Annotated in this window: 16 protein-coding genes; 13 read left to right on the top strand and 3 right to left on the bottom strand. The window is 35.4% G+C overall.

Features of this window, described 5'->3' with window-relative positions:
* The first annotated feature begins 29 nt into the window (after nt 1-29).
* The 7 genes from ureG (at nt 30) to J7E44_RS06350 (ending at nt 6,845) form a co-directional block, all read left to right on the top strand.
* On the top strand, nt 30-668 hold the full coding sequence (ureG, locus tag J7E44_RS06380) for an urease accessory protein UreG (protein WP_214826765.1): 639 nt from the start codon (nt 30-32) through the stop codon (nt 666-668).
* Nucleotides 669-1,457 carry an urease accessory protein UreD gene (locus J7E44_RS06375; protein WP_214826762.1) on the top strand — a complete coding sequence of 263 codons (789 nt, stop codon included), beginning with the start codon at nt 669-671 and terminating at the stop codon, nt 1,455-1,457.
* Nucleotides 1,458-1,467: 10 nt separating this feature from the next.
* Nucleotides 1,468-2,169, top strand: a complete 702-nt coding sequence (locus J7E44_RS06370) for a hypothetical protein (RefSeq protein ID WP_214826759.1) — start codon at nt 1,468-1,470, stop codon at nt 2,167-2,169.
* Nucleotides 2,170-2,291: 122 nt separating this feature from the next.
* Entirely contained in the window at nt 2,292-3,182 is an 891-nt protein-coding gene (locus J7E44_RS06365) for an urea transporter (RefSeq protein ID WP_214826757.1), read from the top strand.
* 25 nt (nt 3,183-3,207) lie between these two features.
* Nucleotides 3,208-5,460, top strand: a complete 2,253-nt coding sequence (locus J7E44_RS06360) for a TonB-dependent receptor (protein WP_214826754.1) — start codon at nt 3,208-3,210, stop codon at nt 5,458-5,460.
* A gap of 207 nt (nt 5,461-5,667) precedes the next feature.
* Nucleotides 5,668-6,552, top strand: a complete 885-nt coding sequence (locus J7E44_RS06355; protein ID WP_214826751.1) for a helix-turn-helix domain-containing protein — start codon at nt 5,668-5,670, stop codon at nt 6,550-6,552.
* Nucleotides 6,553-6,659: 107 nt separating this feature from the next.
* On the top strand, nt 6,660-6,845 hold the full coding sequence (locus J7E44_RS06350) for a hypothetical protein (protein ID WP_214826749.1): 186 nt from the start codon (nt 6,660-6,662) through the stop codon (nt 6,843-6,845).
* A gap of 4 nt (nt 6,846-6,849) precedes the next feature.
* Here J7E44_RS06350 and J7E44_RS06345 read toward each other — a convergent pair whose 3' ends face one another.
* From J7E44_RS06345 to J7E44_RS06335, 3 genes are read right to left on the bottom strand one after another with little or no spacing between them, the layout of a single operon-like run.
* A complete protein-coding gene (locus J7E44_RS06345) occupies nt 6,850-7,953 on the bottom strand; it encodes a DNA topoisomerase IB (protein WP_214826747.1) in 1,104 nt (367 codons plus the stop codon).
* Nucleotides 7,954-7,965: 12 nt separating this feature from the next.
* Nucleotides 7,966-8,133 carry a phosphatidate cytidylyltransferase gene (locus J7E44_RS06340; RefSeq protein WP_214826745.1) on the bottom strand — a complete coding sequence of 56 codons (168 nt, stop codon included), beginning with the start codon at nt 8,131-8,133 and terminating at the stop codon, nt 7,966-7,968.
* Between the two features lie 25 nt (nt 8,134-8,158).
* A complete protein-coding gene (locus tag J7E44_RS06335; protein WP_214826743.1) occupies nt 8,159-8,596 on the bottom strand; it encodes a DUF6526 family protein in 438 nt (145 codons plus the stop codon).
* A 432-nt stretch (nt 8,597-9,028) separates the two neighbouring features.
* Here J7E44_RS06335 and J7E44_RS06330 point away from each other — a divergent pair, with 432 nt between their 5' ends.
* The 6 genes from J7E44_RS06330 to mnmE all read left to right on the top strand — a co-directional run bounded on the left by J7E44_RS06330 (nt 9,029) and on the right by mnmE (nt 16,469).
* Entirely contained in the window at nt 9,029-10,798 is a 1,770-nt protein-coding gene (locus J7E44_RS06330) for an aminopeptidase P family protein (RefSeq protein ID WP_214826742.1), read from the top strand.
* Nucleotides 10,799-11,680: 882 nt separating this feature from the next.
* Nucleotides 11,681-12,247: a Crp/Fnr family transcriptional regulator gene (locus J7E44_RS06325; protein WP_214826740.1), complete on the top strand. Its 567-nt coding sequence runs from the start codon at nt 11,681-11,683 to the stop codon at nt 12,245-12,247.
* Between the two features lie 55 nt (nt 12,248-12,302).
* Complete coding sequence (locus tag J7E44_RS06320) at nt 12,303-13,319, top strand: saccharopine dehydrogenase family protein (protein ID WP_214826738.1); 1,017 nt, start codon at nt 12,303-12,305, stop codon at nt 13,317-13,319.
* Complete coding sequence (locus J7E44_RS06315; RefSeq protein ID WP_214826735.1) at nt 13,316-13,894, top strand: NAD(P)H-dependent oxidoreductase; 579 nt, start codon at nt 13,316-13,318, stop codon at nt 13,892-13,894. The genes J7E44_RS06320 and J7E44_RS06315 overlap by 4 nt, the downstream gene beginning before the upstream one ends.
* Before the next feature lie 172 nt (nt 13,895-14,066).
* The gene (locus J7E44_RS06310) at nt 14,067-14,993 is read left to right on the top strand and encodes a DUF4421 family protein (protein WP_214826734.1); all 927 of its coding nucleotides are present in this window, start codon (nt 14,067-14,069) and stop codon (nt 14,991-14,993) included.
* 90 nt (nt 14,994-15,083) lie between these two features.
* On the top strand, nt 15,084-16,469 hold the full coding sequence (gene mnmE / locus J7E44_RS06305; protein WP_214826730.1) for a tRNA uridine-5-carboxymethylaminomethyl(34) synthesis GTPase MnmE: 1,386 nt from the start codon (nt 15,084-15,086) through the stop codon (nt 16,467-16,469).
* Nucleotides 16,470-16,618 lie beyond the last annotated feature (149 nt).

Genomic DNA, 16,618 nt, shown 5'->3' with positions numbered 1-16,618 from the left:
CAAATTTATCTTTAATTAAAATTAAAAAAATGGAAAATAGAAAATATATAAAAGTAGGAGTGGCAGGTCCTGTAGGATCAGGAAAAACCGCATTACTGGAACGTTTGAGCAGAAAAATGTTTGGAACCTACGATCTTGGAGTGATCACTAATGATATTTATACCAAAGAAGATGCAGAATTTATGGCTAAAAACAGCCTTTTGTCTCACGAAAGAATTATCGGGGTAGAAACAGGAGGTTGCCCTCATACCGCTATCAGAGAAGATGCCAGTATGAATCTTGAAGCAGTAGATGAATTAACTGCCCGTTTTCCGGATATCGAATTGGTTCTAATAGAAAGTGGGGGGGATAATTTATCAGCAACCTTTAGTCCGGACCTTGCTGATGTTACTATTTTCATCATCGATGTAGCGGAAGGAGAAAAAATCCCAAGAAAAGGAGGACCTGGTATTACCCGCTCGGATCTTTTAATTATTAATAAAATTGATCTGGCACCACATGTTGGAGCAAGTCTGGAAGTAATGGAAAGGGATGCAAGAAGAATGAGAAACGGAAGTCCTTTTGTTTTTACCAATCTTAAAACCGATGAAGGATTGGATAAAGTGATTGGCTGGATCAAAAAATATGCATTGCTGGAAGAATGTGAAGAACCGAATCTTGTACGATAGATGAATAGCCGTTTAGAATTGGTTGCCGGATTCAAGGAAGGGACGTCTTATGTGAAAGACCTCTATGCTTCCCTTCCCTTCAGAGTTGTTTCCGTAGGTCAGCGTAAAAATGACAACAAACTTTATCAGATGATCATGAGTTCTTCGCCAGGAATTCTGGATGGAGACCGTTATCATTTGGAAATCACACTTGAAAAGGGAGCTTCATTGCAATTGCAATCACAGTCATACCAAAGATTATTCAATATGGAAGATAAGGCTGTCCAGCTTTTAAATGTTTCCATGGAGGATCATACTTCCTTCGCATATGTTCCGCATCCGATCGTTCCTCATGAAAGTTCAAATTTTAAAAGTGAAGCACAGATTCATATTGGAAAGAACAGTCAGATCATTATCAGTGAAATTATCACCTGTGGAAGAAAGCATTATGGAGAAGTATTCAAGCTGAAACGATTTCAGAATCTGATGGAAATCTATCATGAAAATAAACTTATGATCAAAGATAATGTGCTTATTCAGCCTGATCTTATTCCAATCAATGGGATTGGTAATCTAGAGCAGTTTACCCATCAGGGAACTTTGATCTTTTACAGTACAAAAGATAATGTGGATAAAGAAGCTTTAATTGAATCTATTTTAGCAACAAGCGAAGCAAACAATAAGGATATGGAAATTGGGATTTCGGCAATGGAAAATAATGGGTTTATCATCAGAGCCCTTGGAAATGGAGGGGAATTGATGTATAACTTTTTTCTTTATGTACAGGAAAAGCTTTGGAGCTTACCATAAAAATTAATTAATGGATACAACGATTTGGGCACTTTTAATCAGTGCAATTTCTATAAGTTTTATACATACGGCATCGGGGCCGGATCATTACCTCCCGTTTATTGTACTTTCAAAATCAAAGGGATGGAGTGGAATGAGAACAGCTGTTTTGACAATAGTTTGTGGATTTGGGCATGTAATGAGCTCTTTAGTATTGGGTTTTATTGGCGTTTTCTTAGGCTGGCAGCTGAATAAAATTTCATGGTTTCAGGATATAAGAGGTAATTTTTCAGGCTGGGCACTGCTTATTGTAGGTGGGATTTATCTGATCTATGGGCTAATTCAGGCTGTTCGAAATAAGCCTCACAAGCATTTTGATGTGATGGGAGACGATGTCTATGTGTATGAACATAATCACACTGAAATGGTAATGCCTCAAACAAGGATTAAAGTAACTCCACTGGTCTTGTTTATGATTTTTGTAATGGGACCCAGCGAGCCTTTAATTCCACTTTTATTTTATTCAGGGGTAAAGCATTCGACTTATGAAATTTTCGCACTCGTTACCTCTTTTACCATAACAACGGTATTAACAATGCTGGGAATGGTATTACTGGGACGTTATGGATATTCCACATTATTCAATACCGAAAAATTAGAACGGTATATGGGAGCAGTAAGTGGAGCTGTGGTTACGGTTTGTGGAATTGGAATGGTATTTCTGGGATGGTAGTGGTACGAGTTATGGGGCAGGATCCTGGAAATATAATTCTTAGTTATGTAACCCGTAACCCGAATCTCGAACCATCAGATCTAACATCTGACATCTAGCATCTAATATCTAATTAAAAAACTATGAACAAATTTTTTGAGAAATTCCCTTTTATTGATCATGTATTAAAAGGAATCGGGCAGATCATGCTTCAGGAAAACAGATGGACAGGTTTGTTATTTCTGGTTGGAATTTTTATGGGAAGCTGGCAAGGCGGTGTAGCCGTTTTATTATCAACAGCTGCTGGTACATTTACAGCCATGAAGTTACGGTATCCCCAATCGGAAATTAATGCAGGACTGTATGGGTTTAGTGCAGCTTTAGTGGGTGTTGCCCTGTCTTTTGTGTTTCAGACCACCTTATTGATATGGTTTCTTATTGCTGTAGGAGGTGCATTGGCTACTGTCATTCAGTACTTTTTTATCCAAAAGAAGATTCCTGTATTTACATTTCCTTTTATCATCGTGACATGGATCAGTATCTATATGCTTCACCATTTCACACAGATTCCACCATCTGAAATGATGACCGCTAAAATTGAACCGGTTGATTATGATGATTTTTTAACGTGTACCAATGGATTTGGTGAAGTGATCTTTCAGGGAGGAATTCTTTCAGGGATTATTTTTTTTGTTGCTGTTTTTATTAATTCTCCTGCTGCTGCATTATATGGTTTGGCGGGATCAGTCCTTGGTGCTTATATCTCTCACATCAATGGAGAACCGATTGATAAAATTCACATGGGGTTGTTTGGCTTTAATGCTGTTCTTTCTGCCATTGCTTTTTCAGGTTTTAAAAAAGTTGATGGTATCTGGGTGCTTATTGCGGTAGTTCTTACGGTGGTTATAGATGATTTATTGATCGACTATAATGTGCTCAATGAAGTTGGGGGAGTTCTTACATTTCCATTTGTGGTGGGAACATGGATGACCTTAGTGATTCAGAAAATTTTTATAAAAAAGGCAAAAAAATAATTAAAAAAAATATCAATTTTAATCAATGAAAGTAACAAAAGTAATGATCGTCCTTTTAGGCGTGTTGGTGAATGTAGAAGTAGCAGCACAAGAGGCAGGATCACAAAAACAATTGTTAATTAAAGATTTTGATGATCATTTTCCTATTTCAGAGGCTTTGGTAGCATTTGACCATGGAAATAATCATACGCATTCAGGAGCCGATGGATCGGTGAAATTAAATGTTGCTTCCTTTCCTGATACTCTCGTGATCAGCCATAAAGGATATGATGACGTAAAGTGGGTGATCAGTAATGATGACGAAAAGAATAAAGTTGTTTTTATGCAGCATAAACCTTTTCAGATTTCAGAAGTGGCGATTAATCACAGCTCATTTTTGTCTGCGATTACCAAAGTAGATCTTAATAAATTTCCGGTTAATTCCGCACAGGATCTACTTCGTAAAGTACCTGGGCTCTTTATCGCTCAGCATGCAGGAGGTGGAAAGGCAGAACAGCTTTTCCTTAGAGGGTTCGATTCAGATCATGGGACAGATGTAAGTGTAAATGTTGACGGAATGCCAGTGAATATGGTGTCTCATGCCCATGGACAGGGTTATTCTGATTTGCATTTTGTGATTCCTGAAACGGTAAATAACATCGATTTTGGAAAAGGAGCTTATTATATGGATCGTGGAGATTTTAATACTTCAGGGTATGTAGATTTTAAAACCTACGACCGTTTAGCCAACAGTATGATCAAATTAGAGGGTGGATCTTTTAACAGTAAAAGGATTTTAGGAATGTTTAATATTCTTAATGATGCTGCCGGAAGAAAGAGTGCTTATTTAGCCGCAGAATATAATTATACAGATGGTCCTTTCGATGTAAAACAAAACTTCAACAGGGTCAATATTTTTGGTAAATACAATCAATGGTTAACAGATAAGGACTATTTTAATATTCAGTTTTCTACGTTTAATTCTTCATGGAATGCATCAGGACAAATTCCTGAGCGTGCGGTAAATGAGGGGATCATCGGCAGATGGGGAAGTATTGATCCTACAGAAGGCGGAAGTACTTCCAGAACCAACCTTCAGATGAATTACAAGCATATCATCTCACCGTCTGAACAGATTGATGCAATGGCCTGGTATTCTAAATATGATTTTAACCTCTATTCAGATTTTACTTTTTATTTAAAAGATAAGGATCATGGAGATGAAATTCAGCAGACAGACGGAAGAAATATCTACGGTTCAGAAATAAAGTATACCAAGAATTTTTCATTACCAAATGGAACTTTAGATTGGATATCAGGAGTGGGATTCAGAAATGATGATATCAATACCCTTCAGCTGAATCATGTCTATCACAGGGATTTGCTTTTAGACCGATTATCTAACGTTAATGGAACGGAAACCAATCTTCACGCCTATACTGGATTGGTTTGGAAAACGGGAAAATGGACGATTAATCCTGGATTAAGGATAGATCATTTTATCTTTAATATGCACAACCTGTTGGATCCGGAACAATTGCCTTCCGGCCAGTCTTCAGAAGGAACACGGTTAAGTCCAAAACTTAATTTTTCTTATGCAGCCAGTGATAATGTGATGTGGTTTTTAAAAACCGGAATGGGATTTCATTCTAATGATATGAGGGTTGTAATCGAGCAACAGGGACAGAAGACGCTTCCTTATTCGGTCGGTGGAGATTTCGGATTACGTTTGCATCCTTTTAAATCACTGATCATTACCCCTACGGTATGGTATTTATTCTTACAGCAGGAATTTGTATATGTAGGAGATGATGCGGTAGTAGAACCTTCGGGTAAATCTCAGCGTCTTGGAGCCGATTTGGGAATTCGTTTTCAGCCTTTGGAAAATTTCTATCTGAATGCGGATGTCAATTATGCACATGCCAGATTTACTGAAGAAGAAAAGGGGAAGGATTATGTGCCTTTAGCTCCGGTTATTACAAGTACAGGTTCTGTGAATTGGGACTTTTTACACGGTTTCTCATTAGGGATTCAGTACCGTTATCTGGGAGCAAGACCTGCTGTTGAAGATAACAGTATACGAACAAAAGCATATTTTGTTAATGATCTGATGCTTTCGTATAATCAGGCAAAATGGGGTGCTAATATTCAGGTAAACAATCTTTTCAATGTAAAATGGAACGAAGCACAGTTTGCAACTGAGACCCAATTGAAAAACGAAACGGAATCGACTACTGATCTTACGTACACCCCTGGAAGTCCTTTTGGGCTGAAAGTAGGGGTTTATTATAAGTTTTAAAAAGTGGAAAGTGGAAAATTGAGAGTTGAAACTGTTAGTGTGTATGAATTTTGGACTGTGATTGTATTGCAGTATAGTCTATAAAAGACTACTGTTTCATTATTATCAAACAGTTTCATTATGACATTGTTACATTGGTACACTGTTATATTGTTACACTATACATTATATTATTTTGTTTAATTTTAATAACCTATAATCAAGGATATGGAGGTATTATCCAATTTTCAGTATAAAAAACTTTTTCTCCCTAATATTACCGAGAAAATATTAGCTAACAATGCGGATATACAGCTTTACCGGCTTGAGAATTATCTTAAAGGGATTCTGATGCCGGTAATCCCATACCGGACGACCTTTAATTTCATTATATTCATTACCAATGGTCATATCAAACAATATCTTGAAAATAAAGAATATCAGGCTGAAAAAGGAGGTGTTATTTTTATTAAGCAGGGAACAATTACGGCAACCATAGAATTATCAGATGATGCAGAAGGTTTTTTCCTTGCGTATGAAAACAGTATTTTATCCGAACAGGAGCTTCCCAAACATAAAACCAGTATTTTTTTCATGACGCCTTTTCTGAAATTAGATACGCTGACTTACGGAACTATTACCCAGCTTCTCCCTATCATGGAACAGGAATTATGGCTGAATAATTTCAATGTGAATGAAGTCGTCATCACGATGTTACACCTTATTCTCGTTAAAATGCTGAGTACGGATTTGGAGAGTCATCACAAACTTGCCACCCGCTCTATGGAAATTTCATTGCAGTTCCGGGATCTTTTGTTTAAATATCATGTAGGGGAAAAGAGAGTGGCTTTTTATGCCGATAAACTGTCGGTGACAGAAAACTATCTTAATAAGTGTGTCAAAAATGTAACTCAGAAATCTCCAAAAACATGGATCAATGAGATTGATATCAATTACAGCAAAGCGCTGTTGCATTCCAGTAAAGATATTGCAGAAATAGCCTATGAACTTAATTTTCATACCGCTTCGCATTTCACCCAATTATTTAAAAAAATAACAGGAATTACCCCAAAAGAATACCGGGTTCAGTTTTTACACAAAGAAAAATTGTGATCAATGTTGTAATTTATTCGTTCTAAGAATAATTATATTTAACTCATTTTCAAATTAATATCAATCAGGAAAACTGTAAAAGTATCATTAAAGGAACCTATCAGATTATGAAAGGGGCTGCAGCCACTTTTGGTAAACATCCCTTTAAAGTTACCTACGCAACAAATCAAAAATGCATGGATAGATTAATTTTTTTCTTAGAAAGAAATCTTGATGTTTTCTTTGACAAAGAAGAATCTGTTATTGAAATTAAAGAGTATGAATTTCTACCAGCTATTTTTATGTCTAAATAGCAGATTACATTTTTTCGTTCTCGAGAATTTTTAAAACCAGTTTTTCCTCCTGAGTGAGATCAGCTTTGCCATCATTCACTTCTATATCTTCCAATTCGTCAAGGTATTTTTTAATCGTATTATTTTCGTAAAGATTAATGACCAGAGGATGAACATAATATTTTCTACATACTGTACTGGTATTGCCAAGATGTGAGGCTACGATATCAAGAGCTTCTTTTACTTTCTTTTTATATTCTGTATTACTTTCAGCATATCCTATTTCCTTAAAGGCAATTAAAGCACTCACAGTACCTGACCAGGTTCTGAAATCTTTAGCGGTAAAATCTTCACCACTGATCTCTTTGATATAATCATTTACCATTCCGGAGTCGATAGAATGTCTGTTTCCTTCATCATCATAAAACTGGAAAAGTTCCTTTCCCGGAATATCTTTACATTTCTGAACGAGTCTGGACAGTCTTTTACTTTTAAGATCCACATTGTGCATAACCCCTTTCTTTCCTTTAAAGGAAAAGGTCATTTTTTGTCCGTTTATCTTTACATGTTTATCTTTTAAAGTAGTCAGTCCAAAAGATCCATACAGTTTTTCATAAGCATTATTTCCGATACGGATATTGGTACGTTGCATGAGGCTAACGATCAGCGCAAGGATTTTTCTTTTTTCGAAATTCCTTAAAGCAAGATCCTTTTCCACCTGCAGGCGAATTTCAGGTAGAGCATACCCAAATTGAAGCATTCTGTAAAATTTGGTGTGATTTCTTAAGGCGCTCCAAAGAGAATGGTATTTATACTGTTTTCTTTTTTTTATGTCAAATCCAGTTGCCTGAAGGTGACCATTGTCCAAGGCACAGATCCATACATTTTCCCACGCCGGAGGAATGACCAGTTTATTGATCCTGGTAATTTCATCCTGATCTTTAACCTTTTCACCATCTTTAAAATATGAATATTTCTTACCCTTTCTTTTACGAATAATTCCGGCAGTTTCTGTATCAGAAGTGTAAATAAGATTCACTGCTTTTGCAGAAGCTACCGGATCTTTCATAATCTTTACAATCTTAGAAGGCCTAAGATGGGAGATCAATTCAAAATCGTCATTATCCATAATGAAAAATGGTTAAGAGTTTTTACCCTTCGAAAAAATTAATAATAGAATAACGACAACTGCCACCACCAAAAGGATTCCCCACCACATTCCAGCCTTAAAGATGGTTTCAATGGCTTCACAACTTGTTAGTAACAATAAACTGAATATGGCAATACTGTATAAGGTTAACTTTTTCATATTGATTTATTTTTGGTGTTTAGTTCTAAATTCTGTGTTGATCAGGCTTCCAGTTTTTAATAGATCTTTTAATCTGATCTCCGGAAATATTTTCGTTTAATGCTTTATATAAAAGCTCTTTAAACTCATCATCATAAGCAAATCTCAATGCAGCCATTTGATCAAAACTTAATTTCTCACAAACTTCATCAGATCTTTTATTAAAGATCTCAAAGTATCTCTGCCTGAATTCCAGTCTCACAATGCGGTTTTGATTGCCCAATGCATAATGCTGTCTCAGCATGATCGCTAAATAGAGAATAAGAAAAATAATAATTGAAAATAATATCCAGATCAATTTATTATCAGGATCATTCCAGATGTTATAAATTCCAATACCTTCTAAAACCAATAACAATGGAAGGTAAATAAAATGATGTGGTGGATAGAATTTCCTATGATTTTTATAATTCTGCTTTCCCATGGAAAACAATATAGCAAGAATCTTTCCAAAGCTTTATATTTTTAATAATAATTGTGATTTTTGAGTTTTATAATATTTAATTTAAAGTTAAATGGTTGATTCTTTGTTCAATCATTAAAGAAGTGTGGTATCTGTTACTTAGACAAACCGGGAATATAAAAGTAGATATCGTCATTGCGAGCCGAAGGCGAAGCAATCCCTTAGCATAACGACTTCAATTTATAAGAGATTGCTTCGTCGCTTCGCTCCTCGCAATAACGCTAATCATTTTTATCTACGATAAAATCCTTGCGCCTTAAAAGCATAATGAAACTCTTGTTTTTAATTTATTTTAAAAAAGAAAAAATACCATCAATTCCTGAAAAATCAGTTAATAATTTGAATTCGAAACCTCAAATTTTTTGTAACTTTCCGTTCTTAAAAATTTAAAAAATGACTTCAAAGGAAAAAGTAGCTGCGCTTCGTGAAGAAATGCAGAAAAATAATGTTGATGCATTTATAGTATATTCTGCAGATCCGCATATGAGCGAGTATTTACCGAAAGAATGGCAGGAAAGAGCTTGGCTTTCCGGATTTTTAGGATCAGCAGGTTTTGTGGTTGTCACAAAAGATAAAGCCGGACTTTGGACTGACGGAAGATATTTTACCCAGGCTGCCATAGAGCTGGAAGGCTCTGGGATTGATCTTTTTAAAGATGGAGTTGAAGGAACTCCCAACTATATCGATTGGATTATTTCCGAAATTCCTGCAAGCGGGAAAGTAGCCGTTAATGCAGTAGCAACATCCAATGCCAACTGGGAATTACTTTCTCAAAAACTAAGCAACAAAAATATAAGTTTGGTAGATGCTCCTTTGCTGAAAGAAGTTTGGAAGGAAAGAGGAACGCCATCAAAAAATCCAATATATATCCAGCCCGTAGAAAGAGCGGGGAAATCTGTAACTGATAAACTTTCTGCTATCCGTCAGAAAATGGAAGAACAGGAAGTAACAGTTCATATCATTTCAAGTCTTGATGATGTAGCATGGACCCTTAACTTAAGAGGGAGTGATGTAGAAAGTAATCCTGTATTTTTAGGATATATCATTATCACAAAGAATGATGCGATTTTGTTTACAGATCTTGAAAAATTAGAGGTGGTTTCAAGAAGACAACTTGATGATTCTTTTGTAAAAATGATGCCTTATGAGGAGTTTTATAATCATTTAAAAATGGTTAAAAATGAAAAAGTCCTAGTTTCTCCAAACAGCAATCAGTCTATTTTTGAGACCTTAAAAGCAGATAATCAGTTTTTAAAAGCTCCGGTTCCCGGGAACTTAATGAAAGCTCAGAAAAATGAAACTGAATTGGAGGGTTTCAGAAAGGTGATGGTGAGAGATGGAGTAGCTATGGTAAAATTCCTTTACTGGCTTACTCATAATGCTGGAAAAGAAGCCATGACAGAATATTCTATTGGTGAGAAACTATTAGGATTCCGTGCAGCAGGAGAAAATTTTGTGGGTGAAAGTTTCGGAAGTATTGTTGGATACAAAGACAATGGTGCTATTATGCACTATTCAGCAAAAAGTGAAGGCAGTAAAGAAGTAACCAATGACGCGAGCATCCTGGTAGATTCAGGAGGCCAGTATTTAGAAGGAACGACAGATATCACAAGAACTTTTGCATTGGGAACAGTTTCTGAGGATTTTAAAAGAAACTCTACTTTGGTATTGCAGGGAATGATCCGTTTATCAATGGTAAAATTTCCAAAGGGAACGAAGGGAGTTCATCTGGATGCTATTGCAAGACTTCCGTTATGGATGGAAGGGAAAGACTTTAACCATGGAACAGGTCATGGAGTAGGAAGCTTTATGAATGTGCATGAAGGGCCTCATAGTATCAGAAAAGATCTGAATCCACAGGATCTTCTTCCCGGAATGGTTTGTTCTAACGAACCTGGATACTATCTGGAAGGAGATTACGGAATTCGTCATGAAAACCTTATCGCTGTAAAAGAATCAGAAAAAACAGGTTCAGGAACTTTCTATGAATTTGAAACACTTACATTCTGTCCTTTCTTTAAAGATACGATTGTAAAAGAAATTCTTTCTGACAAAGAAATAACGTGGTTAAATCAATATCACCAAACTTGTCAACAAAAATTGTCTCCATATTTAGAAGGTGACGTTAAAGAATGGTTCTTACAACTGGTAAGTCCACTGTAAAAATTTGTTAGATACATTAAAAGCCCTGTGAGAATTTCTTACGGGGCTTTTTTTAATTTATTTGCAGAAAAATCTTTGATTTTTAAAAGAACTTATGTGTTCTTCTTATGCAGCATGTATTAAACTTAAAAAACTTAAGTGTTTAAAAACTTTTGTGGTATAATTTTTTATCTCGCAGATTAAGCAGGTTATAAAATTCAAAGATTTCTAAAATGTATGAATTCTTAAAGTACCATATGCAATAAATCTTAAGTACTGTCATTGAGAGCCGTAGGTGAACTAATTCTTTACCATAACGACTTCAATCTGTAAGAGATTGCTTCGTCGCTTCGCACCTCGCAATGACGTCAATCAGTATGATGAATTAAAAAAAATGGGTATCCGGGTTTTCCCGGATGTATTTCTAGGGATTACCCTGATGGTTCAGCTCGGGTTATATTCTACTTTTGTATCAATCAAAACAGACACCACTTCATTTTATTTATATTTTTAAAAACACAGACAGTAGAAATCGCCTCAGCAATGAGGCGATTTTTTTAATAAAAAATAATATACTTTTATCAAAATCCTAAGGTTTTAAAGGGTATCAATAATTTATTATTTTAGTGTTGATACTTAAAAAAATATTCTATACAATATTTTTTTTAATTACACTACCGTATTTTCCCGGATATATTTTTAGTGATTTCCCTGAAACATTATAAAATGATGGAAACTATCTTTGAATTAATAATAAGCACATCATTTTCATATCTTCATATTACATTTAATAAATTAAAACGGGAAATCATCGCAGCAATGGGATGATTTTTTTTGTCTATTGTTAAAAGGTTAGTTTTATTTAATTTTGAAGGAATTTTAAAGACCATAAATCGGCTCAAGATGATAAAGGACTACTTCCAAAGTTTTAATATATTTTCTGAAAAAGAAATTGAAAGCTTTTTGCAACTTTTTGAAGCAAGAGAATTAAATAAGAATGATTATTTTGTACAGGAAGGAGATCAATGTAAAGAGATAGCCTTTATAGAATCCGGTATTTTCAGATCCTATTATACTTCAAGTGAAGGAAAAGATAACACCTATTGTTTTAGATTTCCCAATGGATTTATTGCCTCTTATTCTTCATTTATTTCTGGAAATCCCGGTGTTGAAACCATGCAGGCGATTTCAGAAGCTCATCTTCAGGTCTTAAGAAAAGAGAAAATTGAAAAATTAGTGAATGGAAATCCTAAGTGGATCCTATTTTTAAAAATGATTGCAGAGCAGGAATACCTCGAACTTGAAAAGCGGTTTTTTCAATTACAGAGGGATAATGCTACTCAAAGATATCTTTCCCTATTACAGAATCAGCCCAATTATATCCAGGATATTCCCTTGCAATATCTGGCTTCTTATTTAGGAATTACCCAAAGACATTTAAGCCGTATCCGAAAGGAAATTACTTTTTAGACATTTGTCCTGTTAATTGATCGCGCTGCGCTATAGTTTTGTCAAAAAATTAGAGATGCAGTCAAACATTTTAATTATCGGTGGAAATGGGATGGTCGGTAAAACTATTGCCCGAATTTTTAAATCAAGAAACCCTCAACACCCTATTTTTATTGGGGGTCGTAAGCCAGGAAAAACAGATCATGACTTAGTTGTTGATGTGACAAAACCAGATACCTTTCAAACTATTCTGGATAAAAAGATTCACCTGATTATTCTGTCCGTAAATGATAAAGAAGATTATATTCTTCGTTTTGCCATTGAAAACAATATCGATTATCTGGATATCACTAAGCCTACGCCAGATTTAATGCGTGCTTATGATTTCGCTAGAACACAACCGGTGAAAAGCAGAATTGTTTTCAGCTCTGGTTGGATGGGAGGTATTGTTGGTGGATTGGTCAATACATTTTCAAATGCGGTTGATGCAGTACAGCTTTTTGTCTATTATTCCGTAAAAGATCTGGCAGGGGAAAGTTCAGCACATTTTATGGCGGAAAATGTTTCTAAACCCTTTTCGATGTACAAGAATAACAAACCTGTTTCCGTAAAACATTTTTTAAATTCTGAACCATTTACTTATTCCTTTGGAATAGGAAAAAGAACAGCTTACAATTTTGATGTACCGGATTTATATATTTTAAATAAAATTGAAAAGATTCCTGACGTAAGTGTAAAAATGACCTATAATTCAAAATTCATAACCTGGTTGTTAGGTGCTTTTCAACAAATAAGAATTTTTAATATTTTATCTTTAAAAGAACGGAAAACGATCTTTGGTTCCAGTGGCAAAGGAGATCAGTCTGTTTTTGATATTGTGATCACAAGTAAAAACGGCAGTAAGACAATCAGTCTGAAAAGTGCGAAAGGACAGGCTGAACTGACGGCTTTATCTGCAGTTTTACATACTGAAGAATTACTAAACAGCCGCCATGAGAATAAAGTTTATTTTAGTCATCAACTGCACAAACCTGAAGTATTATTAGACTCATTAAATTCTTACGAAAGCATCAATATACAAACAAGAGAATGAAGAAAATAGCAATCATTAACGGACATCCCAATAAAGATTCCTTCGGTTTCGCTCTTGCTGAAGCCTATAAAAAAGGAGCTGACAAATCAGAAGCTGAAGTTAGGGAAATTGTTATATCAGATCTACAATTCAACCCCAATCTGAAATTCGGGTATCAGAAAAGAATAGAACTTGAAGCTGATTTACTTAAAGCCTGGGAAACAATACAATGGGCGGATCACCTGGTTTGGGTTCATCCTGTTTGGTGGGGTGGTCTTCCAGCTATTACTAAAGGTTTTATAGATAGGCTTTTTCTACCGGGTATGGCTTTTAAATACCGTAAGAATTCTGTTTGGTGGGATAAACTTTTAAAAGGGAAAACTGCACATATTATAACGACTTTAGATCAGCCGGGATGGTATTACCGGTTGTTCTATGGCCGGCCCAGCGTTAATCAGCTTAAGAAATCAACTTTGGAATTTTGCGGAGTAAAGCCAGTGAAAGTTACTTATGTTGGAATCATTAAAACTTCTGATGAAAAACAACGTCTTGAATGGCTCAATAAAATACAGATGTTAGGACAGAAAAGGAAATAAATACCTAAATGGGGAAGCTTCTATAAATCATTAATAATAGTTAAAAGTGTGCTAATATTTTTTCTGAATCCTTTTTTTTATATTATTTTTACCTGATAAAACTGAAAATAATACCTTTTATTAAAGAAACTATAGCGAACAGATGGTTGAAAATAATGTTGTCATATAATACATGGGTCTAAGGAAACTTTTAATCGGCTTAATCGTACTATTATCCGGTTCATGCATTCGAGCTCAGCAAATAGATACCCTGTATATTCAGCCCTATTCTCAGAAATACAGAATATCAGGATACCTTTCTACCAGTTCCTTAGAAGTGGACGATACAGATCGGCATTATACACCAAATTATCCGTTAAATACCGGTATAGGTTTCGCGATCAAAAATACCATTGTAGGCGTACAGTTGGGTTATGGTTTTATTCCCTTAACCGATAAAAAGAAATACGGAAAAACGAAAACCCGGGATTTTCAGATCCATCACTATGGCAGAAAAATGATATTTGATATATTTTTTCAGGACTATAGGGGTTTTTATGTTGAAGAAGATAAAGATCAAAATCCGCAAATGTTCCGGAATATGTCCGTCAAACAGATTGGTATGGAAGCTACTTATCTGTTCAATGGAAAACGTTTTTCATCTAAAGCAGCTTTTGATCTTGATGAAATACAATTGCACTCAGCGGGAAGCTGGCTTGTAGGATCTGGGGGATATTATTATCAACTAAAAGGAATGGAAAGAAGTAATTCTGATGGAACATACGAATTAGAAAATTTCCAGTTGGGGGTAAATGGAGGATATGCTTATTCCTGGGTGGTGAGTGATCGTTGGATGATGACAGGAACCATTCAGGCTGGTGCTAATTTTGGAAATGCTCCGAAATTATTGAAAAAAGGAAAAGTTGAAGTTTATCCGACAGCTTTTGCCCGGATTGCCGGAAATTATCATAAAAATAACTGGGGGATTTCGTTGGCAATCATCATCAACAATAAGATGGTATATCCTGTAAAGAGAGAAGAACTTAGTCTGACTGCGATTACCATGCAGCTTTCTTACGTCAAACATCTGGATGATCTTTTTAAGTCTAAAAGAAAATAGGAGATTTACCTCTGATCTCAATCGGTGCTATAGACAATCCGTATAACCATTTACTATAAAAATTTCCATTAAAAAACGTAAATTTGCAGCATGAATAATGATACCATTTGTGCACTGGCTACGGCCAATGGAGTAGGAGCTTTAGGCATTATCAGAGTTTCGGGTAACGATGCTTTATCCGTGGTTCAGAAATCTTTTCCAGGAAAAAATCTTGAGAAGCAAAAATCCCATACCATTCATTATGGGTATTTTATGGATGGTAATGAGGCTATTGATGAGGTGATGCTATCTATTTTCTTAGCTCCTAAAAGTTTTACGACTGAAAACTCTGTGGAAATTGCTTTCCATGGATCTCCGCATATTGGAAAACGTATTCTTGAAACCCTGACTAAAAACGGAGCGAGAATGGCAAAAGCAGGAGAATTTACCCTTCGTGCTTTTATCAATGGAAGAATAGATCTTTCACAGGCTGAAGCAATTGCCGATGTAATAGCTTCTGAAAATGAAGCTTCCCGAAAAGTCGCCATCAATCAGCTGAAAGGTGGAATTACGAATGAAATATCAATTCTGAGAACTGATCTGTTAAACTTCGTTTCATTGATCGAACTTGAACTGGATTTTGCTGAAGAAGATGTAGAATTTGCAGACCGGTCAGCTTTGAATCAGTTATTGAACAAAATAGAATTAAAATTAAATTCTCTCATCGAAAGTTTCCAATATGGAAATGCCATTAAAAATGGAACTGCTGTGGCGATCATCGGCAAACCGAACGCTGGAAAATCAACTTTGCTGAATGCTTTACTAAAAGAAGAAAGAGCAATTGTAAGCAGTATAGCTGGAACGACGAGAGATACGATCGAAGAAGTTTTACATATAAAAGGTCACGCATTTCGTTTAATAGATACCGCAGGACTTCGCGAAACGATAGATGAAATTGAAGCAATTGGTGTCAAAAAAGCAAAAGAGAAAGTAGAAAACGCTAATATCCTGGTATATTTAGCAGATGCTGCCACAGAAGACTTTTCAGAAGATATTGAAATGATCCGGTCTTTAGTGAGGGATGATTTAAAACTCATCATTTGTGCAACCAAAATTGATGAGGTGATTCCAACAAAATATGAAAACGTTGAGAATATTTTCAGAAATGAAATCATCCACGAATTTGATTTTATCACCATCTCCGCAGTTGAAAACCAAAATATCCAGGATCTTAAAAATGAATTGTCTTCTTATGTAGAACAGTTACAATCTCAGGAAAGTAATGTGGTCATCACCAATCAACGTCACTTTGAATCATTACACAAATCATTAAGTGCTGTACACAAAGTAAACGAAGCGATCACTTTCCGGATCTCTACGGAATTATTGGCCTATGAACTTCGTAATGCGCTGGAACATCTTGGGGAGATTTCCGGAGAAGTTACGAATGATGAGGTGTTGGGGAATATTTTCTCTAAGTTTTGTATCGGTAAATAAATTTGCTTTCTTTTAATTTCGTTTCTTGTCTTTTATTTGATTTTCAGTTATTTATGTAAAATATATTTTCTCTTTTTGGAGTTTATTTTTATATTTGTACACCTAGTGTACACCTCGATCTACAAAATGTAGTATAAAGGTGTACAAAT

The organism is Chryseobacterium sp. ISL-6 (assembly GCF_018613715.1).
Lineage (GTDB): Bacteria > Bacteroidota > Bacteroidia > Flavobacteriales > Weeksellaceae > Chryseobacterium > Chryseobacterium paludis.
Note: the sequence above shows the minus strand (reverse complement) of the source record. Positions and strands in the feature narration are given on the sequence as shown.